Annotated in this window: 21 protein-coding genes and 1 pseudogene; 5 read left to right on the forward strand and 17 right to left on the reverse strand. The window is 63.0% G+C overall.

Annotation, left to right across the window (positions count from 1 at the left end; all coding sequences use genetic code 11):
• Both AC0L24_RS05985 and AC0L24_RS05990 read right to left on the reverse strand, forming a co-directional pair.
• Positions 1 to 1,921: transglutaminase family protein (locus AC0L24_RS05985; protein WP_473563559.1), on the reverse strand; the 1,921-nt coding region annotated here is incomplete at its 3' end.
• A gap of 112 nt (positions 1,922 to 2,033) precedes the next feature.
• Positions 2,034 to 3,230, reverse strand: coding sequence for an acyl-CoA dehydrogenase (locus AC0L24_RS05990; RefSeq protein ID WP_473563560.1), 1,197 nt, complete (start codon positions 3,228 to 3,230; stop codon positions 2,034 to 2,036).
• 145 nt (positions 3,231 to 3,375) lie between these two features.
• Here AC0L24_RS05990 and AC0L24_RS05995 point away from each other — a divergent pair, with 145 nt between their 5' ends.
• Positions 3,376 to 4,287 (forward strand): LysR family transcriptional regulator, encoded by a 912-nt coding sequence (locus tag AC0L24_RS05995; protein WP_292133796.1) that lies wholly within the window; start codon positions 3,376 to 3,378, stop codon positions 4,285 to 4,287.
• Here the strand turns inward: AC0L24_RS05995 and AC0L24_RS06000 are convergent, their stop codons facing one another.
• The 9 genes and pseudogenes from AC0L24_RS06000 to AC0L24_RS06040 all read right to left on the reverse strand — a co-directional run bounded on the left by AC0L24_RS06000 (position 4,288) and on the right by AC0L24_RS06040 (position 15,943).
• Positions 4,288 to 6,609 carry a Tex family protein gene (locus AC0L24_RS06000; RefSeq protein ID WP_473563561.1) on the reverse strand — a complete coding sequence of 774 codons (2,322 nt, stop codon included), beginning with the start codon at positions 6,607 to 6,609 and terminating at the stop codon, positions 4,288 to 4,290.
• 114 nt (positions 6,610 to 6,723) lie between these two features.
• A pseudogene (locus tag AC0L24_RS06005) lies at positions 6,724 to 7,658 on the reverse strand (IS630 family transposase).
• A gap of 108 nt (positions 7,659 to 7,766) precedes the next feature.
• A complete protein-coding gene (locus AC0L24_RS06010; RefSeq protein ID WP_127397434.1) occupies positions 7,767 to 8,948 on the reverse strand; it encodes a serine hydrolase domain-containing protein in 1,182 nt (393 codons plus the stop codon).
• A gap of 37 nt (positions 8,949 to 8,985) precedes the next feature.
• On the reverse strand, positions 8,986 to 10,185 hold the full coding sequence (locus AC0L24_RS06015; RefSeq protein ID WP_127809429.1) for a serine hydrolase domain-containing protein: 1,200 nt from the start codon (positions 10,183 to 10,185) through the stop codon (positions 8,986 to 8,988).
• Positions 10,186 to 10,253: 68 nt separating this feature from the next.
• Positions 10,254 to 11,288, reverse strand: a complete 1,035-nt coding sequence (locus AC0L24_RS06020; protein WP_023809982.1) for an ABC transporter substrate-binding protein — start codon at positions 11,286 to 11,288, stop codon at positions 10,254 to 10,256.
• 23 nt (positions 11,289 to 11,311) lie between these two features.
• Positions 11,312 to 12,112 carry an ABC transporter permease gene (locus AC0L24_RS06025; protein WP_023809983.1) on the reverse strand — a complete coding sequence of 267 codons (801 nt, stop codon included), beginning with the start codon at positions 12,110 to 12,112 and terminating at the stop codon, positions 11,312 to 11,314.
• Positions 12,105 to 13,025, reverse strand: coding sequence for an ABC transporter permease (locus AC0L24_RS06030; RefSeq protein WP_292694202.1), 921 nt, complete (start codon positions 13,023 to 13,025; stop codon positions 12,105 to 12,107). Before AC0L24_RS06030 ends, AC0L24_RS06025 begins: the two co-directional genes overlap by 8 nt.
• A 2-nt stretch (positions 13,026 to 13,027) precedes the next feature.
• Entirely contained in the window at positions 13,028 to 14,122 is a 1,095-nt protein-coding gene (locus tag AC0L24_RS06035) for an ABC transporter ATP-binding protein (RefSeq protein ID WP_127380735.1), read from the reverse strand.
• Positions 14,123 to 14,263: 141 nt separating this feature from the next.
• Positions 14,264 to 15,943, reverse strand: coding sequence for an amidohydrolase (locus tag AC0L24_RS06040; protein ID WP_473563562.1), 1,680 nt, complete (start codon positions 15,941 to 15,943; stop codon positions 14,264 to 14,266).
• A 259-nt stretch (positions 15,944 to 16,202) separates the two neighbouring features.
• On the opposite strand from AC0L24_RS06040, the gene AC0L24_RS06045 reads away from it, so the two are divergent.
• The 4 genes from AC0L24_RS06045 to AC0L24_RS06060 all read left to right on the forward strand — a co-directional run bounded on the left by AC0L24_RS06045 (position 16,203) and on the right by AC0L24_RS06060 (position 19,948).
• Complete coding sequence (locus AC0L24_RS06045) at positions 16,203 to 16,859, forward strand: TetR/AcrR family transcriptional regulator (RefSeq protein WP_127326863.1); 657 nt, start codon at positions 16,203 to 16,205, stop codon at positions 16,857 to 16,859.
• 26 nt (positions 16,860 to 16,885) lie between these two features.
• Positions 16,886 to 17,917, forward strand: coding sequence for a histone deacetylase family protein (locus AC0L24_RS06050; RefSeq protein ID WP_127809427.1), 1,032 nt, complete (start codon positions 16,886 to 16,888; stop codon positions 17,915 to 17,917).
• A 553-nt stretch (positions 17,918 to 18,470) separates the two neighbouring features.
• Complete coding sequence (locus AC0L24_RS06055) at positions 18,471 to 19,181, forward strand: helix-turn-helix transcriptional regulator (protein ID WP_127268993.1); 711 nt, start codon at positions 18,471 to 18,473, stop codon at positions 19,179 to 19,181.
• Positions 19,178 to 19,948 (forward strand): response regulator transcription factor, encoded by a 771-nt coding sequence (locus AC0L24_RS06060; protein WP_127396601.1) that lies wholly within the window; start codon positions 19,178 to 19,180, stop codon positions 19,946 to 19,948. The genes AC0L24_RS06055 and AC0L24_RS06060 overlap by 4 nt, the downstream gene beginning before the upstream one ends.
• 34 nt (positions 19,949 to 19,982) lie before the next feature.
• On the opposite strand, the gene AC0L24_RS06065 is transcribed toward AC0L24_RS06060, so the two are convergent.
• Genes AC0L24_RS06065 through motA form a run of 6 tightly spaced genes read right to left on the reverse strand, consistent with a single transcriptional unit; the run spans position 19,983 to position 24,821 of the window.
• Positions 19,983 to 20,420 (reverse strand): hypothetical protein, encoded by a 438-nt coding sequence (locus AC0L24_RS06065; protein WP_127380740.1) that lies wholly within the window; start codon positions 20,418 to 20,420, stop codon positions 19,983 to 19,985.
• Positions 20,417 to 21,499 (reverse strand): flagellar biosynthesis protein FlhB, encoded by a 1,083-nt coding sequence (gene flhB / locus AC0L24_RS06070; protein ID WP_473563563.1) that lies wholly within the window; start codon positions 21,497 to 21,499, stop codon positions 20,417 to 20,419. The genes AC0L24_RS06065 and flhB overlap by 4 nt, the downstream gene beginning before the upstream one ends.
• Positions 21,500 to 21,508: 9 nt before the next feature.
• A complete protein-coding gene (locus tag AC0L24_RS06075) occupies positions 21,509 to 22,519 on the reverse strand; it encodes a flagellar motor switch protein FliG (RefSeq protein ID WP_027038262.1) in 1,011 nt (336 codons plus the stop codon).
• Between the two features lie 43 nt (positions 22,520 to 22,562).
• Complete coding sequence (fliN, locus tag AC0L24_RS06080) at positions 22,563 to 22,949, reverse strand: flagellar motor switch protein FliN (RefSeq protein ID WP_023809994.1); 387 nt, start codon at positions 22,947 to 22,949, stop codon at positions 22,563 to 22,565.
• A 16-nt stretch (positions 22,950 to 22,965) separates the two neighbouring features.
• Entirely contained in the window at positions 22,966 to 23,913 is a 948-nt protein-coding gene (locus tag AC0L24_RS06085; RefSeq protein WP_127269588.1) for a FliM/FliN family flagellar motor switch protein, read from the reverse strand.
• Positions 23,914 to 23,945: 32 nt separating this feature from the next.
• Entirely contained in the window at positions 23,946 to 24,821 is an 876-nt protein-coding gene (gene motA / locus AC0L24_RS06090; RefSeq protein ID WP_127326683.1) for a flagellar motor stator protein MotA, read from the reverse strand.
• Between the last annotated feature and the right edge of the window lie 46 nt (positions 24,822 to 24,867).

Below are 24,867 nucleotides of genomic sequence, written 5' to 3' on the forward strand. Positions count from 1 at the left end.
CCCCCGCCCCCGGCCCCCGCGCCCCCCCCCCCCCCCACCCCCCCCCCGCGCCCCCCCCCCGCCCCGGGGCGCCCCCCCCCCCCCCGCCGATCTCGGTGATCTCTTGTTCGACCCGGTCCTGCTGGCCGGTCGCAGCGGTGAACGATGCCGCTTGCTGGCGGCGCGCCATCTCGTCGGCGCCTTCCAGTTCAGCCGGAGCCGCCGAGGACAGGATGGCTTCACGCGCGGGCAGCGGTCCGCGTGGCAGCGACGGATCGACCGGCACGATGTAGGGGAATTGCTCCGGCGGCACATAGGGCAACGTGCCGAGTGGCAGGCGGTAGCCGACGGGTGAATCGCCGGGTACCAGGAACAGCCGGCCGCGCCGCGTCTTCCATTTTTCCGAGCGCCAGCGCGGATCCGATGCCTGGCTGTTCCAACGCTGGACAGGGAGCACATAGCCGGACGGTTTGGTCAGCCCGCGTTCGAACACTTTCGCCATGCGGCTGCGTTCTTCCGGATCCTCCAGCCTGGAGTTGGACGGATCGACATTGTCGGGCAGCTTGCCTTCCTTGAGCAGCCATTCGGCCGGATCCTCATAGGCTTCGCTGACCATGGTCTTGTCGATGCCGAGTTCGCCGGCAATCGCGGTGAGCAGGCTTTCGGCCTGCTTCGGGCCGATATCGGCCTCGCTCTTTTCGCGTGCGATCAGGGACGGATCGCTCCACACTGGCTGGCCGTCGGCACGCCAGTAGAGCGAAAAGGTCCAGCGCGGCAGGCTTTCGCCCGGATACCATTTGCCCTGGCCGTAGTGGAGAAAGCCGCCGGGCGCGAAGCGCTCGCGCAGTTTACGGATCAGTTCGTCCGCCTTTTCGCGCTTGGTGGGACCGACGGCGGCGGTGTTCCACTCGGCCGACTCGAAATCGTCGATCGACACGAAAGTCGGCTCGCCGCCCATCGTCAGCCGCACGTCGCCGCCGGCAAGCGCTGCATCGACCTTGTTGCCCAACGCATCAAGGGCCTGCCAGCTTTCGTCCGAAAATGGCTTGGTGATGCGCGGATGTTCGGCGATGCGGTCGACCCGCATCTCGAAGCCGAATTCGACATTGGCGAAGCTTGCCATGCCGGAAATGGGAGCCGCGTTGCGGAAATGCGGCGTGGCGGCCAGCGGCACATGGCTTTCGCCGGTGAGCAGGCCCGAGGTCGGATCGAAGCCGATCCAGCCGGCGCCGGGAAGATAGACCTCGCACCAGGCATGCAGATCGGTGAAGTCGACCGCGGTTCCGGCTGGACCATCGAGCGCCACCAGATCGGGCTTCAACTGGACCAGATAGCCGGAAACGAAGCGCGCGGCGATGCCGAGATTGCGCAGGATCTGCACCAGCAGCCAGCTCGAATCCCGGCATGACCCCTTTTTTGCGGCCAAGGTCTCTTCCGGCGAGAACACCCCGGTTTCCATGCGCACGATATAGGCGATCTCGCGCTGCAGCCGCGCATTGAGGTCGACTAGGAAATTGACGGTGTTGGCTGCGCTGCGATCGATGGTGTTCAGCAGCGCCGACAGCAGCGGTCCCGCCGGTTCCGGCGTGCGATAGATGGCGAGATCGTCGCGGATTTCTTCCGGATACTCGAATGGAAATGCCTCGGCCGACGGCTCGACGAAGAAATCGAACGGATTGTAGACTGTCATGTCAGCGACGAGGTCGACCTCGATCTTCAACTCCGTCACCGGCTCCGGAAAGACGAAGCGGGCTAGGAAGTTGCCGTAGGGGTCCTGCTGCAGATTGACGAAGTGGTTGGCCGGCTCGACCTTGAGCGAATGGCTCAGCACCTTGGTGCGGGAATGCGGCGCCGGCTGCAGCCTGATGATCTGGGGCCCGAGAACCACCGGCCGGTCGTACTTGTAGTGGGTCAGGTGGTAGACAGCTGCCAGAATTGCCATGGAGCCCCGGAATTCAGCGTTTCAAACGATTTCGCTGAACCCTGACACATCTGGCGACCATTCTCCAAGCAGAGATGTTGCGGTGCACCTAATTTAAGCAACGGTTGCCGGCTCAGAAAAACGCCTGTATCCCCGTCTGCGCCCGTCCCAGGATCAGCGCATGCACGTCATGCGTGCCTTCATAGGTGTTGACCGTCTCCAGGTTCTGCGCGTGGCGCATGACGTGGTAGCCGATCTGGATGCCGTTGCCGCCATGCATATCGCGGGCCTGGCGGGCGATGTCGAGCGCCTTGCCGCAATTGTTGCGCTTGACGATCGAGATCATTTCCGGCGCCATCTTGCCTTCATCCAGCAGTCGCCCGACGCGCAAGGATGCCTGCAGCCCAAGCGCGATCTCGGTCTGCATATCCGCCAGCTTCTTCTGGTAGAGCTGCGTGCCGGCCAGCGGCTTGCCGAACTGCTTGCGATCGAGACCGTATTGGCGGGCGCGGTGCCAGCAATCCTCGGCGGCGCCCATCGAGCCCCAGGAAATGCCGAAGCGAGCCCGGTTGAGGCAGCCGAACGGTCCGCCAAGGCCTTTTGCGTTGGGCAGCAGCGCGTCTTCGCCGACCTCGACGCCTTCCATCACCACCTCGCCGGTGATCGACGCCCTCAGCGACAGCTTGCCGCCGATCTTCGGCGCCGAAAGCCCCTTCATGCCCTTTTGCAGCACGAAGCCACGGATCTCGTCCTTGCCGTTCTCGCCCTTCAGCTTCGCCCAGACGACGAACACGTCGGCGACCGGCGCGTTGGAAATCCACATCTTCGAACCGGACAGCTTGTAGCCGTTGGCTGTCCTCTCGGCGCGTGTCTTCATGCCGCCCGGGTCGGAGCCGGCATCCGGCTCGGTCAGGCCAAAACAGCCGATCCACTCGCCGCTGGCAAGCTTGGGCAGGTACTTCTTGCGCTGTTCGTCCGAGCCATAGGCGTAGATCGGATACATCACCAGCGACGACTGCACTGACATCATCGAGCGATAACCCGAGTCGACACGTTCGACTTCCCGCGCGACCAGCCCATAGGTGACGTAGTTCGCGCCAAGCCCGCCGAATTCCTCGGGGATGTTGATGCCGAGCAGGCCCGCCTCGCCCATTTCGCGGAAGATCGCGGTATCGAAAGTTTCGTTGAGGTAGGCGTCCTCGATCCGCGGCGCCAGTTTGTCGGCGGCGAAGGCGGCCGCGCCGTCGCGCACCATGCGCTCGTCTTCCGAAAGCTGGCCCTCGATCAGGAACGGATCTTCCCAGGCGAATGCGTTCTTGTCGGCGGCCATCGCGTTTCTCCCAAACCAATGCATGTCGCTCAAAACGATGACATGCATGAAGCAAAAAGCAAAATGTTGGCCCGTTCTATCGGCCTGCGTCTCGAAAAAATCAAACGAAATTGATTCACCGATCAATGAGCTCTAGGAATGGATCATGAGTGTCCAACGCCGCCTTTTGCCCAACATAAGCGCCCTTGCCGCCTTCGAGGCTGTGGCCCGGCTGGGCAGTTTCACCGCTGCCGCCCAGGAGCTCGATTTGACCCAGGGCGCAGTCAGCCGGCAGATCAGATCGCTTGAGGACCAATTCGGCCGCCGGCTGTTCGAACGCGACAGCCGCAATGTCAGGCTGTCGACATCGGGCGAAATCTACGCCGAGGCGGTGCGTTCGGCACTTGGCCAGTTGCGTGACGCAGCCCTTGGATTGATGAGCAATCGGCATAGCGGCATCCTGAACCTTGCCATTCTGCCGACCTTCGGCACGCGCTGGCTGATGCCGATGATCCCCGATTTCGTCGAAAACAATCCCGATATCACCATCAATTTCGTCACTCGCGTCGGCCGCTTCGACTTTGCCAGGGAGAGGCTGGATGCCGCCATCCACTATGGCCTGCCGGACTGGCCTGAGGCCGACTCGACACTGTTGGTGCGCGAAACCGTGGCGCCGGTCGTGTCGCCCGAATTCCTCGCCGGTCGCGCCATCGCCTCACCGGCCGATATCGGCCGCCTGCCGCTGCTGCACATGGCGACGCGTCCTGGCGCCTGGACCGAATGGTTCGAGCATCAGGGCCTGAGCGCGCCGAACGGACCGGGCATGCAGTTCGAGCAGTTCGGCACCGCCGCCCAGGCCTGCATGGCGGGGCTCGGCGTGGCGCTGCTGCCGCTGATCCTCATTGCAGGCGAATTGCAGCGCGGCCAGTTGGTGCCGGCGCCAGGCCACCCCATGCAAAGCCGGAGCGCCTATTACCTCGTCGTCCCGCATGACAAGCGCGGCCATCCGCCAGTCGCCAGTTTTCGCGACTGGCTGCTGGGCCGGGTCGAGAAGGAGCCGGCCGTTCTGGCGTGGTAGCTACTTTCGCTTCAGCGCATCCGCCAAGGCAGCACCGAATGCGCCTTGCTGTGCCGGCCGCTCCGGCTGGCGTTGCTGCGGTGCCGGCGAACGTGGCCTGCCGCCACCATTGTCGCGTGGCCCGCCACGCGGTGCGCCACCCTCGCCGCCATCCTTGCGCATGGAAAGCGCGATGCGCTTGCGCTTGATGTCGACGTCGACGACCCGCACCATGACCACATCGCCGGCCTTCACGACCTCATGCGCGTCCTTGATGAACCGGTCGGCCAGTTGCGAGACATGCACCAGCCCGTCCTGATGCACTCCGATATCGACAAAGGCGCCGAAGGCGGCCACATTGGTGACCGTGCCTTCGAGCAGCATGCCGGGCTTCAGATCCTTGATGTCGTCGATGCCGTCGGCGAAGGTCGCCGTCTTGAAGCCTGGGCGCGGGTCGCGGCCGGGCTTTTCCAGCTCCGCCAGGATGTCGCGCACCGTCGGCAGGCCGAAACGCTCGTCGACGAAGACGCGCGGGTCGAGTGCCTTCAGCGCGGCACTATCGCCCATCAACGACCGCACATCGCGCCCGCAGGCGGCGACGATCTTCTTCGCCACGCCATAGGCCTCCGGATGCACCGACGAGGCATCGAGCGGCTCGCTGCCATTGGCAATGCGCAGGAAGCCGGCGGACTGTTCGAAGGCCCGAGGTCCAAGCCGAGCCACCTTGAGCAGATCCTTCCGGCTGGCGAAGGGCCCGGTCGCATCGCGATGGGCGACGATCGCGTCGGCCAGTGATGCGCCTAGGCCTGAAACACGCGCCAGAAGTGGCGCCGAGGCGGTGTTGAGGTCGACGCCGACGGCGTTGACCGCGTCTTCCACCACCGCTTCCAGCGAGCGGCCAAGCCGGTACTGGTCGACATCATGCTGGTACTGGCCGACGCCGATCGATTTGGGCTCGATCTTGACCAGTTCGGCCAAGGGATCCTGCAGGCGCCGGGCGATAGACACCGCGCCGCGCAACGACACGTCGAGACCGGGGAATTCCGCCGCCGCCGTCGCCGATGCCGAATAGACCGAGGCGCCCGCCTCGCTGACGATCACTTTCAGCGGCTTCGGGCCACCATCAGCCGGCATGTCGGACAGCATGTCCGCTACCAGCTTTTCGGTCTCGCGGCTGCCGGTGCCGTTGCCGATCGAAATCAGCTCGACCTTGTGCAGACGGATGAGCTTGGCGAGTTCCGCCTGGGTGCCGCGCACATCGTTCCTCGGCGGAAACGGATAGACCGTCGTCGTTGTCAGCACCTTGCCGGTACCGTCGACCACCGCCACCTTGACGCCGGTGCGGATGCCGGGGTCGAGTCCCATCGTGGCGCGCGAACCGGCAGGAGCCGCTAGCAGCAAATCCTTCAGATTGCGGGCGAAGACATGGATCGCCTCTTCCTCGGCTCGTTCGCGCATGTCGCGCATCAGGTCGAGCGTCAGGTGCAGCGACAGTTTTATGCGCCAGGTCCAGCCGGCGACCTCCATCAGCCAGCGGTCGCCCGGCAGGCTGCCGCCGATTGCATAGGCATTGGCGATCATCCGCTCCACCGGCTTCACCGGCGACGTGTCATCGGCATCGACCTCGATGTCGAGCGACAGCACTTCCTCGTTGCGGCCGCGCAGCATGGCTAGCGCCCGATGGCTCGGCACGGTGGCCCAGCGCTCGACATGGTCGAAATAATCGGAGAATTTCGCGCCGGCCTCCTGCTTGCCGTCGACCACCCTGGCGCGCATGAAGGCGCGCTCTTTCATGTAGGTGCGCAGCTTGCCGACCAGATCGGCATTCTCGGCGAATTGTTCCGACAGGATGTCGCGCGCACCGTCGAGCGCTGCCTTGGTATCGGCCACCTCTTCGCTGACATAGGCCAGCGCCAGTTCGGCAGGCACCAATGAGCGGTTCGCCAGGATGGCTTCGGCCAGCGGCCCCAGCCCGCGCTCCCTGGCGATCTCGGCCTTGGTCCGGCGCTTGGGCTTGTAGGGCAGGTAGATGTCCTCAAGTTCCGCCTTGGTGCTGGCGGCGACGATCTTGCCTTCAAGCTCCTCGGTCAGCTTGCCCTGTTCGCGGATCGAGCCAAGGATGGTGTCGCGGCGCGCATCGAGCTCGCGCAGATAGGCAAGGCGTTCGGCAAGATCGCGCAATTGCGTGTCGTCGAGCCCGCCGGTGACTTCCTTGCGGTAGCGCGCCACGAACGGCACTGTCGCGCCCTCATCGAGGAGTTCGATCGCCGCGGCCGCCTGTTCGGGCCGCGCGCTGATCTCGGCCGCGATGATGGCTGCAATGCGCTTGATGTCGGATGCCATGTCGTACCTGCTCTCATCCAAAGAGCGGCGACCATAGGCGCAGACGTCCGGCCCGCCAACCGTCGCGCTTCGATCAGCCCGGCGGGTCCACAGGAAAGCGTGCGCTAGAGCCTTTCACGTTTTGACGGAAGCGTATCCGGCGTTTTCGAAGTAGTTCTTGCATTCGGCTGCCTCGATGGGTCGACGAGGTGGCCGATGTGGCGCCACGTATCCTCGACGGTGCGTTTCTGAGCCTGGCGCATCCAGTGTTTGATCTGGGCGAAGGCCTGCTCGATCGGATTGAGGTCTGGAGAGTAGGGCGGCAGATACCAAAGCCTGGCGCCGGCAGCCTTGATCATCTGCCTGATGGCTGCCGACTTATGACTTCCCAGATTATCCATGACGACGATGTCGCCAGGCTTTAGAACGGTGACGAGCTGCTGCTCGACATAGGCACGGAAGCATTGGCCGTTGATCGGGCCGTCGAAGACGCAAGGAGCCGCGAGCCGATCCCAGCGCAGCGCGCCAAGGAAGGTCAACGTGCGCCAGTGGCCGTGCGGAGCCAGGCCGCGCAGCCGTTTGCCCTTCGGCCCCCAACCTCGCAGCGGAGCCATGTTGGTCTTGATCCAGGTCTCATCGATGAAGACCAGGCGCTGCGGATCGAGGCCGGTCTGCCAGGATCGCCATCGCTGGCGCCTGCGGGCGATATCAGCGCGCGCCTGCTCAAGGGCGAACAGCGTTTTTTTTGAAGCTCAGGCCCTCGCGGCGCAGGAACAGCCACACCGCATTGCCCCGCGCCCGGCCAACTCATCCTTCAGACCGTGCAGCGTCAGATGCGGCGTCTCACGTATACGCGCCTCGATGAAGGCACGGTGCGGCTCCAGCACTCTCTTGCGGTGTCCACCCATCTTGCCCGGTGCCACCGAGCCGGTCGTCTCATGGCGCTGCAACAGCTTTACCGCGGCCGAAACCGAAATGCCGAACCGTTTGGCGGCAGACCGGCGGCTTTCACCACTCAAAACCGCCGCCACAACCCGCTCGCGAAGGTCATTGGAAAGAGGTCGGGTCATCAGATGCTGGCCTCCACTCCAGCCAGCATCTTGAATCACAAAAAAGACAAATCGGGAATCCCCTTCGATTCCATCAAGCCGTGAACCGCTCTAATGCTCGGGTCCAGTCTAGACCATCCGGCTCAGCGCCTCGAAGAAGGCGACGATTTCGACATCGAGCGGATCGTCGACCGGCTCGGGCTGCGACGACATCTTGGCGATCACCACTTTGGTCCTGGGATCGACATACAGCCACTGGCCATGAATGCCGATGCCGCAATAGGCGCCGTTCGGCAAGCCCGTCTGGTACCATTTGTTGCGATAGCGGCCCTTCGGGAACAGCGGCTGCATCGCGCCGCGCTGCCAAGCCTCGGAACTGCCGCCGCTAGCAACCGTATCGCGCACCCAGGCTTCCGGCACGATGCGGCGGCCATTGGCCACCCCGCCTTGCCGCATCATGTCGCCAACACGCGCCAGATCGCGCGGCGTCACCGAAATGCCGCCGGCAGTGCGCGCCGTGCCTTCCATGTCGACGCCGATCGAAGCTTCGCTGACAGCGCCCAGCGGCAGCCACAGCTTCTCGCGCATCAGGTCGGTGAACCGCTGGCCCGACGCGCGCTCGAGCAGCAGGCCGAGCAGGTCGGAATTCGGCGAGCGGTAGCGGAAGGTCTGGCCATGCGGCTCTGCAAGGCGTTGCAGGGTCAAAATGAATTCGCGCAGGCTCTCCGTGCCGCCGCCCGGATTCCACAGCGTGGCGCGACGATAGCGGGCGAAAGCGCTCTCCGGATCGAGATAGGCTTCCTCGAAATCGAGGCTGACGCTCATGTCGAGCACATGCCGCACGCTCGCATCACCATAGGCCGAGCCGGCGGCTTCAGGGATGTAGGCCGTCACCGGCGCTTCCGGGTCGAATACGCCCTCGCCTTCCAGAATGCCGGCAATGATGGCGGTCAGCGACTTGCTGATCGAAAAGATGATGTGGCGGGCGCCGAAATCCATATGCGGGGCGAACCAGTCGCCGACGATCTTGCCGTCTTTCATCACCGTCAGTGCGTCGGTGCTCGAACGCGCGAGAAATTCAGCCACTGTCTCCGATATGCCGGCCACCGTGACCTTCTCGCCGAGCAGCCCGCCCATATCGCACACGGGGGTTTCGACAACGCCCGACGTCGCCGCCACGCGGGCGGTCGGCACCAGTTCGCCGAGATTCTGGAACGACCACCGGTTGAACGGGTTCTCGCGCCAGTTGGCGAGCACCACCTGGTTGCGCCGGAAGCCATAGCGGGTCTCGAACACGGTCTTGCCGGTCATGGCGTTTCCTTCCGGGTCGTTTCTTCCTTGTGGGGGCTCAGCGAAGTGCCGTGGCGGCGATAGCGTGCACGGCCTTCAGCGTCGCTATGGAATAGGCACCATTGGCGAAATCCGGCCAGGTCGAAAGCTTCACCACGACCATTCCGGTGTTCCAGTCGATATGGATCATCTGACCGAACACGCCGCGGCACATCAGTGCGCGCGAGCGCGGATCCTCGATCCAGAACTGGTTGCGATAGCTGCCCTCCGGCAGGCTGGGGCTGAAGTCCGGCCCATGCCTGCCGTTGCGCGTCGCCTCGACCCAGCCGGCCGGCACGACGCCGCCACCATTGTCGAGGATCAGCTGGCCGAAGCGGCCATAGTCGCGCAGCGTCGCGTTGAAGCCACCGTCGGCCACCGCATAGCCGGCGCTATCGACCGTGAAGCAGGCGCTTTCATCAGCGCCGAGCTTTTGCCAGAGTTCTTCCGAAACTACCTGCGGCAGCCGTTTGCCCGTCACCCGCTCCATGATGAAGGCAAGCACGTCGGTCTCGATCGAGCGGTATTCGAATTGAGCCCCGTGCGGGCGGATCGTGTCCTTCAAGCCGAGGATCAGCTCGAACATGTGCGAGGGCCAACGAAAGGCCGGATCGCTGTCCGGCGGCACCGGCTTCCAGCCGGTGGCGACATCGACCTGGCCGATGTCGGAATAGCGGTCGGTATATTCCTCTGAGAAACGGACGCCGCTGGTCATGTCCAGCACATGCTGGACGCTGGCGCCGGTCCAGCCGGTAACGCCGAGTTCCGGCAGGTAATCTGTTACCAGTCTGGCCGGATCGATCAGGCCGCGCCCGACCAGTATGCCGAACACCGAACCGGTAACGGACTTCGCCATCGACTGCGACAAGTGCAGCGTGCGCTCATCCATGCCGTTGAAATAGCGCTCATAGGCGACCTTGCCGTCCTTGAGCACCAGAAAGCCGTCCGTATAGGTCTCGTCGAGCAACCCGGCGAGCGTCGTCGGCATGCCCTCGCTGTCCTCGACCGCCAGCCCGTCGAGATCGGCCTCGGCGCGTTCGAAGCGGTGGCGATGGCCGTTGCCGCGCCAGACTTCGGCGGTCGGCAGAATTTCACGGATGTGCTGGAACGCCCAGCGGTTCCACGGCGGCCGGTCCCAGTCGAGCTTCGGCGGTACCATGGCGGGCGGCGAGCCCTGCATGATCGGCGGCCGCGGATCGGAATTGCGATAGGAGTCCATGACGGCCGAGTCCCTTGAACATGAAAACGGACCCGGCGGCGTGTGCCGCCGGGTCCGTCGAACCCAGTTTATTTCTGCAACTCGGTCCAGATCTTGGTGTAAATTTCCTGGGTCTCCGGCGAGCACATCTGCTGCAGCTCGCCACGTGGCTTGTCCGCGGCCGGAATGATGACTTCGGGCGCGTCCTTCATGTCGGCCGGCATGTACTTGTCCGAGCCGGTGATGGCATTGGCGTAGCGATGGAAGGCCGAGAGACCTGCCGCGTTTTCCGGGTCCATGATGAAGTTCTGGAAAAGCTTGGCGTTCTCGACGTTCTTGGCTTCCTTAAGAACGACGACGTTGTCGCTCCACAGGCCGAAGCCTTCTTTCGGATAGTTGTAGTGGATGGCCGGGTTGGCCAGCCGCTGGCGCAGCGCCGAGCCGTTCCAGTCGCTGGTCGCCTTGAAGTCGCCGGCGCCCATCTTCTCGATGGTGTTGTATTCCATCGCGATCCAGTTCGGCTTGGCCGCCACCAACAGGTCGCGCACCTTCTTCAGCACCGCCTTGTCGTCGGTGCATTGCTGGCCGCCGACATACTTGATCGCGGCGAACATCACATCGCCCATCTCCGGAACGACATTGACCTTGCCCTTGAGCTCGTCAGGCGTGTTGAAGATGATGCCCCAGCTATCGGCCGGCCCCTTGTAGGCATCGGTATTGACGACCACGCCGATCGTGCCCCACGCCCATGGAACACTGTATTTGCGTCCCGGATCGAAATCGGGATTGGCCCATTCCGGCGCCACGTTCTTGAAGTTTTCCATCTTGCCAGGATCGGTCTCCTGGATGAGGCCTTCCTTGATCCAGATCGGCACGTAGGTCTGCGACGGCACCGCAATGTCGAAGCCGGTGCCTCCCTGGCGAACCTTGGCCAGCGCGGTGTCGTTGGAATCGTAGTCGGTGATGGTCACTTTGACGTTGTATTTGGCCTCGAACTTCTTGATCACGTCGGGGCTGGTGTAGTTGCCCCAATTGTAGATGTTGAGCACGCCGTCGGCGCGGGCCAGGCCCGTCGAGGCGAGCAACGCCAACCCCATGGCGGTTGCTGTTGTCTTCCAGTTCATGGTTTTAACTCCCATTTTTCGGTTCAGTCTCGTTTCCTGCTGACGAAGAAAAACAACGTGACGATCGCGACCGAAAGCAGCAGGAAGGCGGTCGATATCGCGTTGATCTCGGGTGTGATGCCGCGGCGGATCTGGCCGAGCATGTAGGTGGGCAGCGTGTCCTGGCCGCCCGATTTGACGAACTCGGTGATGACGACATCGTCGAGCGAGATGACGAAGGCCAGCATCAGCCCGGCCAGGATGCCGGGCCACAGAAGCGGCAGCGTGATGCGCCGGAAAGCCTTCCAGGGAGTCGCGTAGAGGTCGGCTGCGGCACGCTCCAGCGTCAGGTCCATATTCTCAAGCCGCGCCCGGATCGGCAAATAGGCAAAGGGAATGCAGAACGCCGTGTGTGCGGCGACCAGATAGCCGATGCCGGAATAGCCGGTGAAGATCTTGATGCGCGAGAAGAAGATCAGCAGCGCCACGCCGGTGACGATCTCGGGCACCATCAGCGGCTGGTTGATCGCCGCATATTTGAAGGTGAGGCCGGGATAGGGCGCGGTGCGGGTGGTGGCGAGCGCCGCCATGGTGGCAAAGATCGTGGAGAGCACCGCCGCGATGGAGCCAATCTGGAAAGAACGCAGCGTGGCATCGACGACCTGCGTGTTCTGCCATGCCGACTGGAACCATTTCAGCGAAAAGCCGCCCCATTCGGAGGTCGAGCTCGCCGCGTTGAAGGCATAGATGACCAGCACGATGATCGGCAGGTACAGCACGATAAAGCAGGTCGCGGCGATCGCGGTGAATCCTGGCTGGTGCTTGATGGAAAAGTTCTTAGCCATGACGCACCCCCGATCTTCCGGCATTGCGCACATAGGCAAGCAGCGCCACCATGACGATGATCATGACGGCGATCGACAGCGCCGAGCCGAGTGGCCAGTTGCGGCCCTGCCCGAACTGCAGTTCGATCAGGTTGGACAACATCATGTTCTTGCCGCCGCCAAGAACGCTCGGTGTCACATAGGCGCCAAGTGCTGGAATGAAGACCAGTATGGAGCCGGCGATGACCCCCGGCTTGACCAGCGGAAAGATGATCCGCCGCAGCACCTGGAAGCGCGACGCGTAAAGGTCGTACCCCGCCTCGACCAACCGGAAATCGAGCTTTTCCATGCTGGCATAGATCGGCAGCACCATCAGTGGCAGGTAGACATAGGCCATGCCGATCAGGATCGCCGTGTCGGTGTAGAGTATCTGGATGGGCGCCGAGATGATGCCGAGCTTGAGCAGGATCGTGTTGACGATGCCTTCGTTGCGGATGATCTGCAGCACCGCGAAGGTGCGGATCAAAAGGTTGGTCCAGAACGGAATGGTAATCAGGAACAGCCAGAGATCGCGGGTCTTTTCGCTGCGCGTCGCCATGAAATAGGCGGTCGGGAAACCAAGCACCAAAGTGGCGATCGTCGTCACCACCGAGAGCTTGATCGAGCGCAGGAAGATGGTGACGTGGGCGGCGGCGATCGAAAGCGTGTCGTCGAAGATATCGCGTTCCAGAAACACCGATACCCAAGCTTCCGGCGAGAACTGCCACTTCACGTCGCCATAGGAGCCTGGCGTCAGGAACGAGTAGACGAGCACGATCAGCAAGGGGCCGGTCGCGGCGAGGCAAATGACCAGCAGCGCTGGCGCTGACAAAAGCCAGCGGTCACGGACATCGCGCCGCTCCGCTGCCTTGGCGACTTCTTCCGCGGTCGCCATCGTCAGTCCTTCAGAACCTGAGCGGCATCGCTGCCGATGAGGATGCCGACTGCGTCGCCCTTCTCGAAACCGCAGCCCGCGCTGCGCGTGTTCTGCTGGCGTACGGTGAAGAGTTCGCCACTGTCGAGATGAACATGGATGTGGGTGTCGGTACCGAAATAGACGATGTTTTCGACCGTCCCCGACAGTTCGCCCTTGGCCTTGGTCAGCTTGGCGTGTTCGGGCCGAACCACCACCGTGGCGTTGGGTTTGGGCTGGAAACCCTGGGCCACGGTCGCCTCGATGGTCGCACCGGATTTGAGCGTGGCGCGCGCCTTGCCGTTGGCCATCTCGCTGATGGCGGCGGTGAGGAAGTTGGTTTCACCGATGAAGTCGGCGACGAAGCGCTCCGCCGGCTTGTCGTAGATATCCCAGGGCGAACCGACCTGCAGGATTTTGCCCGATGACATCACCGCGATGCGGTCTGACATGGTCAGCGCCTCTTCCTGGTCGTGGGTGACGAAGATGAAGGTGATACCGGTCTCGTGCTGCAGCCGTTTCAACTCGATCTGCATCTCCTTGCGCAGCTTGTAGTCAAGCGCCGACAGCGGCTCATCGAGCAAAAGCACCTTCGGCTGCGGCGCCAAAGCGCGGGCCAAAGCCACGCGCTGCTGCTGGCCGCCGGAGATCTGGCTGGTGCGACGACCGGCGAGTGCCTCCATCTTGACCAACTTCAGCATCTCGGCGACGCGCGCCTTGATCTCGGCCTTCGGCTTGCCCAGCATTTCCAGGCCAAAGCCGATATTGTCGGCGACCGTCATGTGCGGGAACAGCGCATAAGACTGGAAAACAGTGTTGACCGGCCGCTTGAAGGGCGGCAGCGGCGCGATGTCCTGGCCGTAGAGCAGGATTTCACCGGCGGTTGGAAAGTCGAAGCCGGCGATCAGCCTGAGCAACGTCGTCTTGCCGCAGCCGGATGGCCCCAGCAACGTGAAGAATTCGTTCTCGCGGATGGATACCGAGACCGTGTCGAGGGCAGCTACCTGCCCCTCACCTGATCCGAAAATTTTGCTGACGTTTACTACTTCAATCGCATTCCGATCCGGTTTGTCCGGCACGATTACGCCTCACTGTTGACCCCGCTCTTGCTGGCGGAGCTCTTCCCCTGTTCGATGTGACCACATGGCCGGTGGGTTGGCAAGCCCGGCATTGGGCCACAGTTCAATCAGTCATTGAGGCCTGCAAGCCCCATGCCATAGTCAGGCCTGATAGGTGACCTTGCCGCCGCAAATCGTCGTCACCGGCCGCACCTTGTGCAGGTCGGCCGGGGCGGTGTTCTCGATATCCATCGACAAAACCACCAGATCGGCCATGTAGCCTGATTTCAGCGTGCCCTTGCGGTGCTCGGCGAATTCGGCGTAGGCGCCCTCGATCGTGTAACCGGCGATCGCTTCATGCAGTGAGAAACTCTGGTCCGGGTCGCTTTCTGCCCACGGTTTGCGCAACACTGCCGCCTGAATGCCCAGGATCGGATCGATCGGCGACACCGGCCAATCGGATGCGAAGACGACATGCGCGCCGGCATCCTTCAAGGTCCGCCAGGCATAGCTCAGCGGCCAGCGCGCCGGTCCGATGCGCGATACCGTCGGCTCCAGTGGAAAATCCATTGCGCCCGGCGGATGCGGCGGTTGCATGGAGGCAATGACGCCGAGTTCGGCGAAACGCGGCACATCAGCGGTGGTGGTGACCTCGATGTGCTCGACGCGGTGACGGCTGTCGCGCTTGCCGTTCGCCTTCTGCGCCGCCTCATAACCGTCGAGCACCGCGCGCACCGCGCCGTCGCCGATCGAATGCACGGCGATCTGCAGCCCGCGTCTGTCGACCGCGACGGCCAGATCGATGAACTGTTGCGGCGTGAACAGCGGCTCGCCCACCCAGTCGAGCCGGTCGGCATAAGGCTCGACCATGACAGCTGTCCAGGAATCGAGAACGCCGTCGTAGAACACCTTGACCATGCCCGACGACAGCCATTCGCTGTTGTAGCGTTCGGCCATATCAGACGCCTTGGCGAGCATGTCGAGTGTCATGAAATTCTTGTAGTGGAACGGGATCTTGACGCGGCAGGGCAAGCCTTCCTCGGCGTCGATCTCGGCCAGCAGCTCAAGCTGATAGAGATTGCCGTCCATGTTCTGGATCGAGGTGATGCCGTGGCGGGCGCACCAGGCGAGCCCGCGCCGCATGATGTCGCGGTCGGCGTCCCGCTCCGCCGTCGTCGGCATCGGGTCCGGCTCGCCGCCGGTCGACAGCCCCAGCCGCACCCGGCCTTCGCCGGCAAGATCGAGCACCGGGCCAAAGGCCTCGCCTTCGCGCAATTCACCGGCGGCCAGACCATCGTCACCCATGACGATCTCATTGCCCGGACCAAGCGTGCGCCCCTGCAGGATGCCGGCCATTTCCAGCGCCTTGGTGTTGGCCCACATGGTGTGATGGTCGGGCGCCGCCATGCAGAACGGGCGATCGGGCAAGATGGCGTCGAGGTGATGGCGCGTCACGCGCTCGCTGCCGAGCACGGTGTAGTCGACGCCCTGGCCGACCAGCATCTTCGCGTCGGGCCGGGTCGGCGCATAGTCGCGGATCGCCTTCTGCAGCGCCTCGAAGCCATGAATACCGGTGAGTTGAAGGTGGGCAAGTTCAGCCCCGCCCGAAAACAGATGCATATGGGCTTCGATGAACCCCGGGACCACCGAACCGCCCTTGGCGTCGATGACCCTGGTGGCCGGTCCCTTGAACTCTTCGATGGAGGCACGGCTGCCGATGGCGATGATTGCGCCATCCTTGACGGCGACAGCCTCGGCGGTGGGATTGTCGTCGTCCATGGTCTGCACGAGACCGTTGATGACGATCAGATCCGCATTGTGACCCGCACCTGTGACAGACATCGCAACTCCGCGCTTTTGACGACTGACTGGGACCGACAAACCCTCTTGTCCAACGACCTGCCACCCCACCGGAGCGACGCCATGGACGAAAAAGAATGCCAGTGCGCTGTCTTGGAAATTCCCCTTGTCATCCCAAGAGGCAGCGTGGATAAAGAATGCGACTGATTATTCGCGTTTGTCAACATACCGAATCTGGAATGTATTGTGGACAGCAAGCTCCCACCATGTTGAGACCGGGCGGGGAACGAGGACATCAAGCGTGAAGCGCAGTCTCGACCGCAAAACCAGGATAGCGCTCGAACCGCGCAAACAGCCGCGGCAACAACGCTCCAGCAAGGTGGTCGACCGGATTCTCGACGCAGCGCTGGTCTTGACGCGGGAGCAAGGAACCAAGACGCCGACGACGCTCGCCATTGCGCAGCGCGCAGGCTTGTCGGTTGGTTCGATCTACCAATACTTTCCCAACAAGGAAGCCATTCTTCTGGACCTCGCCCGGCGCTGGCTGTCATCCTTTCCCGAGGTGATCGCCAAGCGTATCAAGGTCGCCCCGCCCACCAACCGTGAAGAGTTTCGGCGCGAAGTGCGCAAGCTCTTCATCGACACGTCCAGACTCTACCTCGAAAACGCCAGCCTGATGCCGGTGATCGAGGCCATTTCAGGCAATGCCGACCTCAGGCCGATCCAGAACGAATATGACGAGCAGATCATCGCGCTCTACGCCGCATGGCTGCAGCATGTGAACCCGGCGCTTGAAAACAAGATCGCCAGCCGGCTCGGCGTGCTGATGATGGACGTCGGGCACGCCTGCCGGCTTGTCGGGCTGAAAAGAGACCGCAAGACATACGACCTCATCGAGGACGATGTGGAAAGAATGTGGCTCGCTCTGGTGAGCCCTTATCTCAATCTTGAATCTTGACTGATTTCGCACTTCGAGAGGAATTTATGAAGACTGTTTTCTCCCCCCTTCACGCCGGCCATGCCGGCCAAATGGAACTGGTCACATCAGCCATCGTGCCGGGTTTCGAAAAGCCATCGAGGGCCGAATTCATCAAGGCACGGGTCGAAAGCGAGAAACTGGGTCCCATCATCGCGCCGCACGAACATGACCTCGCCGCCGCCAAGCGCATCCACAAATCGGACTATATCGACTTTCTCCCGACGGTCTGGCCGCAATGGCTGCAAGCAGGCCTCACGGGCACGGCGATGCCCTTCACCTGGCCGACGCGCGGCCTGCGCGGCGACGTGCCGCCAAAGCGCATCGACGCACTGCTCGGCTATTATTCCTTCGATGCCGGCGCCACCTTCGTCGAAGGCACATGGGCTGCGATCAAGTCTTCCTACGACGTGGCGCTGACCGCCGCCTGCCTGGTCAAGGATGGCGAGGCTTCCGCCTTCGCGCTCTGCCGTCCGCCCGGCCACCATGCCGGGGCTGGCTTCATGGGCGGCTATTGCTACATCAACAACGCCGCCGTCGCCGCGCAATGGTTCCGCGACCAGGGCGCCAGACGCATCTCGATCCTCGACGTCGACTATCACCACGGCAACGGCACGCAGGAGATCTTCTACGACCGTGCAGACGTCCAGGTGCTCAATCTGCATGGCGATCCGATGGTCGAGTACCCGTTCTTCCTCGGCCATGCCGACGAACGCGGCGCGGGTGCCGGCGAAGGCTTCAACATCAACTATCCGATGCCCTTCGGCACCGACTGGGATGCATGGAACGCCTCGCTCGAGGATGCCTGCGCCAGGCTCACCGCTTATGCACCGGATGTCGTCATCGTCTCGCTGGGTGTCGATACGTTCGAGAAGGACCCGATCAGCCAGTTCAAGCTGAAGACATCGGACTATCCCAAGATCGGCCGCCGCATCGCCGGGCTCGGCCTGCCGACGCTGTTCGTCATGGAAGGCGGCTATGCCGTCGAGGAGATCGGCATCAACGCGGTCGGCGTGCTGACCGGGTTCGAGGATCGGTAAATGCCTGTCGTCCCGGAGCATCTAGCGGTTTTGGGACAACGACAGGCATAAGCAAAAGGCCACCGGGACCGGGCGGCAACATCGCCCGGCTCCCACGATCAGGCCAAGGCCTTAGCGTTCGGCGCCAGCACCGGCGCGCCCGTCCATTCAAATACTCCCTAGCCTGGGGAAATCGACCGGCTGCCGAAATGGCCGGCGAAGATTTTCGCGTCCCGGTCTTCTGTCCGAGGCGCGAAAACCGACCTCTGAGTCGCACGTGAGTCCACCGGATTCGATTTTGTCAAATCGCGTTTGATGTCAGATTCAACTGCGGATAGATTAGACCCGAATCAGCCGGTCCTTGGGGGGCGCGGCGACCACCCAAAGTCTCTTGTTCCGGAGCTTTTCCGGCACCAGACGCGGACGGCTTCGCGTTCCCTGAATGGATTCGGGATTTGGTTCGGCGCAGCCCTGCGCCACGCGTGTGTCTTCGTCAAAGTAATGCGTATTCGGGTTCGGCGGCTGGCTCCCAGCATCCGGACAGCAGAAACGATTCCGGCCAAAAGCAACAAGAATGAGCAGTCCCGCCGCACTTCTTCAATCCGACACATTGGGCTCGCGCCTGACGTCGCGCGGCGATCTCACCAGCTTTTTCATGCAACTGACCGCCGAGATCGGGGCCGACAGCTACATGTTGGTCGCCATTGTCCACGACCAGGACCGCAACGATGCGCGCATCGTCTCCTCCAACTGGATTTTCGATGCCATCGAACTGATCGGCAAGCGGCTGATCGCCGGGCTCGCGCAAGGCGCGCTCACCGTCGCGCCAGGTATCCGTCCACATCCGCTCGTGGCATCCCGGGCACCAGAAACAGACGGATTGATCACCGGAGAGGAAGCCCGCCTTCTCGACGTGCTCGGCCATGCCGAAATCTATTCGCTGCGCCTTAATGTCGGTCGCCAGCGCCTGTTCGCCCTGTTCTCTGCGGCGACCGCCGGCAGCATCGACCAGCCGGCGTTGATGCGGGCGCAACTGAAATGCTGCTACGCGCTCTCGCACATCCCGCAACTGATTGCCGCTGCCGCCATGCAGGATCCGTTGTCGGATCGCGAGCGCGAATGCCTGTTCTGGGTTTCCGAAGGCAAGACCACCGACGAGGTCGCCGTCATCCTTGGCGTCTCCTCCAACACCGTCAACAGCTACATCACCCACGCCATCCAGAAATTTGCGGCCAGCAACCGCGCGATGGCCATCGCCACGGCGATCAGGAGCGGCATCATTTGAAACACGCCGATATCAAGGAAACGGCCGAAGCCCTTTTCAACGAGCAGCGCAACCCGTTCGGGGCCTTCACCCTTAGCTCCGAAACCCATCACGCTGTCACCATTCCCGATGCCGTGCGCCGCTGCCGCTGGATCGCCGTTGACATGAATGCCTCGGCTTTCGGCCTCTTCTTCGTAAGCCCCTCGCCCGAGCGGGCGCGGCTCGTGCCATGCTTTGATTCCGACTATCCGGGCATTGCCGTGGCGACCAAGTTCATCTCAGGCGCCAACGGCGAGGAGATCGTGCGCCACACCCGCCTCTCGACCGAACCGCGCTGGTGGACGGATGACGGCGTCCTTGCCATGGTGGAGCTGTTTACCACTCTCGCCTGGACCGAGCAGATGGCGGCGCTGGTGCCCGGAACCAGCGGCATCGCTTTTCCCGTGCACGCCGACCGCGGCCAATGCGGTCTTGTCGTATTCCTGGGCTCGGAGATGACCTTGCAGCAGGATGCGCTCTACGAAATACACGCCCGCTGCTTTTCGCTGTTCGCCGCCGTCGCCCGCATCCGTCCGGGCGATACCGGCCGCATGCGGGCAATCTCCAAGCGCGAGCTCGAATGCCTGAAGCTGACCGCCAACGGCAACACCAGCGAAGAGATTGCGCGGCTCCTGAAACTATCGGTGCACACCGCTAACCAGTATCTGACCCAATCGACCCAGAAGCTCAACGCCGTCAATCGCAACCAGGCCGTGGCCAAGGCGCTGCGGCTGGGCTTGATCGAATAGGGGTTTTCGACAGGCAGCTCGATAGCGACCGACGTCAGCGATAGGCGAGCGGCTCGACCCTGCGGATGCGCGCCTGTTCGATCACCGCCTCGAGCAGCGCCGTATTGTGCTCCGGGTCTTCGCCCGGCTTCTCGAACGACACGTAGTTGACCGCCACCGAAGCGCCGAGCTCGCTCAGCGTCAGCTGGAAATAGACGGTGACGCCGGGCGGCCTCAGTTCCAGATCGAGCACGATGCGCGGGCTGCCGCTCCAGTCGACATGCGCCTCACCACCATGGCCGAGCCGCAGAGTGCCCGGCATGAAGAACAACTCGACCGCTGAATCAACCAGGTCCGACAGGCACGCGAAATGCTCCAGCCGGATAAAGGCGATGTAGTCGGCGACATCGATCAGCCTGAGTTCCCCCACCACCTGCTCGATGGCGCTGGCGACTATGATCTCGCGAGATTTTGCGTGTGGTTGCCGGTTCATGAAATCTGTCTGCGCTCAGCCTTTTTCGAGTAGACGATCCGCACCAGTTCGGCGACGGCCTGGTAGAATTGTGACGGGATCACACTATCGACCGAAACTTGCTTGTACATGGAGCGGGCGAGCGCCACGTCCTCGAAGACCGGGATGTTGTGTTCCCGCGCGATCTCGCGGATTTTCAGCGCCACCAGATCCTGCCCCTTGGCCAGCACCATGGGTGCCGAGTCCTCGTCGCGCACATATTTCAGCGCGATCGAGAAGTGCGTTGGGTTGGCGATGATCAGCGTCGCGCGCGGCACCGCCGTCATCATCCGCTTGCGCGCCCGGTCGCGCGCCAGCGAGCGCAGCCGCGACTTGACGATCGGGTCGCCCTCGGACTGTTTGAACTCGTCCTTGACCTCCTGCTTGCTCATGCGCAGATCCTGCTTCCAGTGGAAGCAGGACCAGACGATGTCGATTGCCGCGATCAGCCCCATGACGAAGACGATCGCCACCAGGATGTCGACGGCGATGCCGCGGATGACGAGACCGAAGGCGACCGGATTGGTGATCATCCCGGCGAGCAGCTTTCGGTGGTCTTCCGACAGCGTGAAGCTCAGCACGACGATGGCAAACCCGACCTTGCCGAGTGACTTCAGGAACTCGACCCAACCCTGGATGCCGAACAGCCTGTTCCACCCCTTGGCGATCGAAATGCGCGAGAGTTGCGGCCGGACCCGCTCGCCTACGAATTGCGGCATGTTCTGGAACACCGAGGCGCCGACGCCGGCGACGGTCAGCAGCACCATCAGGCTCAGGACGGCGCGGCCAACCTCGAGGAGGACGATCTTGTAGAGCGCGATGACGTCGGTCTCGGTGTCCATCGGCCAGGCTTCCGGCTTCTCCAGGAACATCGACAGGAACATGCCGAGATCGATGATCGCATCCTTGGCGTAGAAGACGGTGAACACCAGGATGGCAACGAACGAGGCAAGGAGCGCTGTCTCCCGCGAATGGGGCAGTTTGCCCTGTTCGATGGTGTCGCGGATCTTCTTTTCCGTCGCCTCTTCGGTTTTCGAATCCTTGTCGACCGCGTCAGCCATGGCGCGGCCTTAGGCGGCGTCTTGGGTCGAGGGCAGTTCGAAGGCGCCTTCGCGCGACAGGCGGATCGTCGTCGTAACGATCGTCTTGCGGGCCGCCGTGATGTCGGCGAGAGGGACCCCGTCCGAGCCCTGTCCGAGTTCGGCTTCGATCATGCGCCGCGAGCGGGCGCCGATGGCCGACAGCACCGATTCTGCGAGTGCGGCCGAAGTGCCGCGCAGGGCCAGCGTGACCAACTCCGTCGACAGCCCGTCGAACAGCAGCACCCGGGCTTTCTGGGTGAGCAACGGCAAGTCGTCGAAAGCAAACAGGCGGGCCCTCACACCGTCGAGATCAGGCGTGCCGGCTGCTTCCAGATCCTGCATGACCTCCTCGAGCAGCGGCTTGTCGAGTTCGTTGAGAACGCTGGCGACACGCGCCTGCCCGGCCGAGGTGTCCTTGGTCGAGGTTTCCGCCAGCACGCTGGTGCGCAGCCGGTTTTCGACGATCCTGGCGGCAGCGTCGGGAACATTGGCCATCGTCACCATGCGCTTGATGATTTCTCCACGCATCGGCTTGGTCAGTGTCAGCAGCACGTTGGCCGCCACCTGCGGCGCCAGCTTCGACAACACCATGGCCGCCGTCTGCGGATGCTCACCGGCCAGGAAGGCACCAAGCCGCGCCGGTTCGAGCTTTTCGAGTTCGGGCCAGATCGGCGGCGGGCCTTCCGGTGCGACCTCGAATTTCTTGTCGCCCATGATCGCGCTCATCTCTTCGGGCGAGAGCGATTCGTTGAGGATGGTGTCCATCCTGTCGGCGGAATCAAGCAATCCCGCCCCTTCCGTGAACTCGGCCTCGAACTCGGCGACGATGCGCTCAAGATCGCTTTGCGGAATCGTCCGCAGCAGGCGGGCGCCCTCGATCAGGGCCTTCAGTTCTTCCTGCTTGAAGAATTTCAGCAGGCGGCTGGCCGACGGCTTGCCCATCGCCACAAGTATGGCGGCCGCCTTCTGCGCGCGGGTCAAGGTCACCGGCGTCGTCATGCCACTCGCCTCCGCTGCCACCGGCAAGCCCCGCAAACCATGTCTAGGCGCCCTTCGTGCCGGCGATGATTTCGGTCAGCCTGATGCCGAACCGCGACGGATCGCTTTCCAGCACGGTGATCTCGCCGCGCGCGATCTTGCGGCCGTTGACCACGACGTCGACAGGTTCGCCGATGCGGCGATTGAGCGCCACGGTCGAGCCTTTTTGCAGCGCCATCAGATCGGAGACCGGCATCTCGGTGCTGCCGAGGATGATCTGGACATCGACGGGGATGTTCATGATCACGCTCGAATTGGCTGATGAGGCCGCCCTGAAGGCCGCATCGGGGCGTTGCTCCTCTTCATGCAGGACACCGCGCAACTCTTCGATGGCGCGATCGAGTTGCTCGTCCGGCTGGTCGAGGTCGGCTTCCGCCTTGGTTTTGGCCATGATCGTCTCCAAATGCTCAGGCGCGTCCGGCGGCAGCCGGCATCAGCCCGTCGATAAAGTCCTGCCCGGCGTCGTAAGGATGCCTGATCCGGACGGTGTAATTCTGTCCCAGTTTGCCGAACTCGCATACGAACAGCGTCTTGCCCCGTGCGCTGAGACGCGCCTGGGACTGGGCCGTTTCCTCGAATTCGATGACGTCGCCGATTTCGAAACCGGCGAGGTCGCCGAGCGTCAGCCGCGCCAGCGGCATAGTGGCCTCGAGCGCCACGGTGGAGCGCATCACCTCTTCCGAAAAGCGGGCGCGCCAGCTGGGGCCGTGATCGTCGTCGCTGACAGGCACGGCTCCGTCGCGGCTGGCCAGCACGACGCGCTGCGGCATCGTCACCGTGACGGTGCCACTGTCGGCCGGCGTCGAGATGCCAAGCACGATACGGATTGCCGCGCCATCGCGCAGCACATACCGCTTCGCCTCGGTGCCGGACATTGCTCGCGGCGCGGGCAGGCGCAGGTCGAGCGAGCGCTTTCCCGATCCGTTGAGGGCCTGCGCGACCTGCTGGAACACCATGGTCGAAACATCGATTTCGATCTGCGACAGATCGCGTTCGATCGGCGATGCCGGCAGATCCGGGTCGCCGCCGAACAGCGTGCAGACCATGATCGCGATCGCCGGAGCATCGATCACCAGGGTCATCGCATCAGAGGACGCCGACGAGCCGATCACGGTCATGGCAAACGTGTCGCCGGCACGCGAACGCGCCTCGGGAACGCGGCTGACCTCGATCGCTTTGAGGTCGACGACGACCGGAACGCCAAGCTCGCTGGTCAGGCTTTTCTGCAACAGCGGTACGGCGCGTTCGGCCATGGCGCGGCCTGCGTCGATGACCTGCGCGGCCTCGCCGCTGTCGCCGACCAGACGCTCGATGATCAGCGAACGCGCTTCCGCTGGGCTGCCCGGACTGGTCATGACAGTGCTGGGACCGATCTATCGCGCATCGTTCAGGCGGCCTTCTTTTCGACGGTGCCGGTATTCATCGTGCTCTGCTCGACGGCATCGATCGTCGGCCGTTCATAGGACGAGATGGTCTTACGGCCGAACTCGATCGCCACCTGCGGCAGCGCGCCGTTCATGTAGGCCAGCAGCGTCTGCTTGACGATGATATAGAGGCGGTTCTTCTTCTCACGCACCGTCTTGATCTTGGTGGCGACCGGCCCGACCACCGAATAGGACAGGAAGATGCCGAGGAACGTTCCGACAAGTGCGGCACCGATCAGACCGCCGAGGATTTCCGGCGACTGGTCGAGCGCGCCCATCGCCTTGACCACGCCGAGCACGGCGGCGACGATGCCGAGCGCCGGCAGGCCATCGCCCACCGCCACCATCGCGTGATAGGCCTTCATCTTGTCGGACCTGATGGTCTGGATCTCTTCGTCCATCAGCGCCTCGATCTCGTGCGAGCGGGCATTGCCGATGATGATGATACGGCAGTAGTCGCAGATGAAATGCGTCAGGTCATGATTGTGCAGCACGGTTGGGAACGCCTGGAAAATCGCCGACTCTTCTGGATTGTCGATATGCGCCTCGACCTCGCTGCGGGATTTCGACCGCAGCTCGCGCATCAGCGAGTGCAGCACGCCGAGCGTCTCGAGATAGTCCTGTTCCTTCGGCACCGCCTGCTTGAAGGCTTCGAGAATGGCCTTGCCGGTGTCCTTGACCGTCTTCATCGGATTGGCAACGAGGAAGGTGCCAAAAGCCGCACCACAGATGATCACGACCTCCCATGGCTGGATCAGCACGTGAAGATGGCCGCCCATGGCCATGAAGCCGCCAAGGACGCAGCCGAGCGTTACCACCAGTCCAATCAGAATGCCCACGACAGGTCCTTCCGCATTTCACATCAGGAGCTAGGGATAGTCCCCG

It is taken from the genome of Mesorhizobium sp. WSM4809 (assembly GCF_055811655.1).

Coding starts and splice junctions, on each gene's coding strand:
- AC0L24_RS05990 (WP_473563560.1), bottom strand. CDS start 3,230: ATGGCCGCCGACAAGAACGCATTCGCCTGGGAAGATCCGTTCCTGATC.
- AC0L24_RS05995 (WP_292133796.1), top strand. CDS start 3,376: ATGAGTGTCCAACGCCGCCTTTTGCCCAACATAAGCGCCCTTGCCGCC.
- AC0L24_RS06000 (WP_473563561.1), bottom strand. CDS start 6,609: ATGGCATCCGACATCAAGCGCATTGCAGCCATCATCGCGGCCGAGATC.
- AC0L24_RS06010 (WP_127397434.1), bottom strand. CDS start 8,948: ATGACCGGCAAGACCGTGTTCGAGACCCGCTATGGCTTCCGGCGCAAC.
- AC0L24_RS06015 (WP_127809429.1), bottom strand. CDS start 10,185: ATGGACTCCTATCGCAATTCCGATCCGCGGCCGCCGATCATGCAGGGC.
- AC0L24_RS06020 (WP_023809982.1), bottom strand. CDS start 11,288: ATGAACTGGAAGACAACAGCAACCGCCATGGGGTTGGCGTTGCTCGCC.
- AC0L24_RS06025 (WP_023809983.1), bottom strand. CDS start 12,112: ATGGCTAAGAACTTTTCCATCAAGCACCAGCCAGGATTCACCGCGATC.
- AC0L24_RS06030 (WP_292694202.1), bottom strand. CDS start 13,025: ATGGCGACCGCGGAAGAAGTCGCCAAGGCAGCGGAGCGGCGCGATGTC.
- AC0L24_RS06040 (WP_473563562.1), bottom strand. CDS start 15,943: ATGTCTGTCACAGGTGCGGGTCACAATGCGGATCTGATCGTCATCAAC.
- AC0L24_RS06050 (WP_127809427.1), top strand. CDS start 16,886: ATGAAGACTGTTTTCTCCCCCCTTCACGCCGGCCATGCCGGCCAAATG.
- AC0L24_RS06055 (WP_127268993.1), top strand. CDS start 18,471: ATGAGCAGTCCCGCCGCACTTCTTCAATCCGACACATTGGGCTCGCGC.
- AC0L24_RS06065 (WP_127380740.1), bottom strand. CDS start 20,420: ATGAACCGGCAACCACACGCAAAATCTCGCGAGATCATAGTCGCCAGC.
- flhB (WP_473563563.1), bottom strand. CDS start 21,499: ATGGCTGACGCGGTCGACAAGGATTCGAAAACCGAAGAGGCGACGGAA.
- AC0L24_RS06075 (WP_027038262.1), bottom strand. CDS start 22,519: ATGACGACGCCGGTGACCTTGACCCGCGCGCAGAAGGCGGCCGCCATA.
- fliN (WP_023809994.1), bottom strand. CDS start 22,949: ATGGCCAAAACCAAGGCGGAAGCCGACCTCGACCAGCCGGACGAGCAA.
- AC0L24_RS06085 (WP_127269588.1), bottom strand. CDS start 23,913: ATGACCAGTCCGGGCAGCCCAGCGGAAGCGCGTTCGCTGATCATCGAG.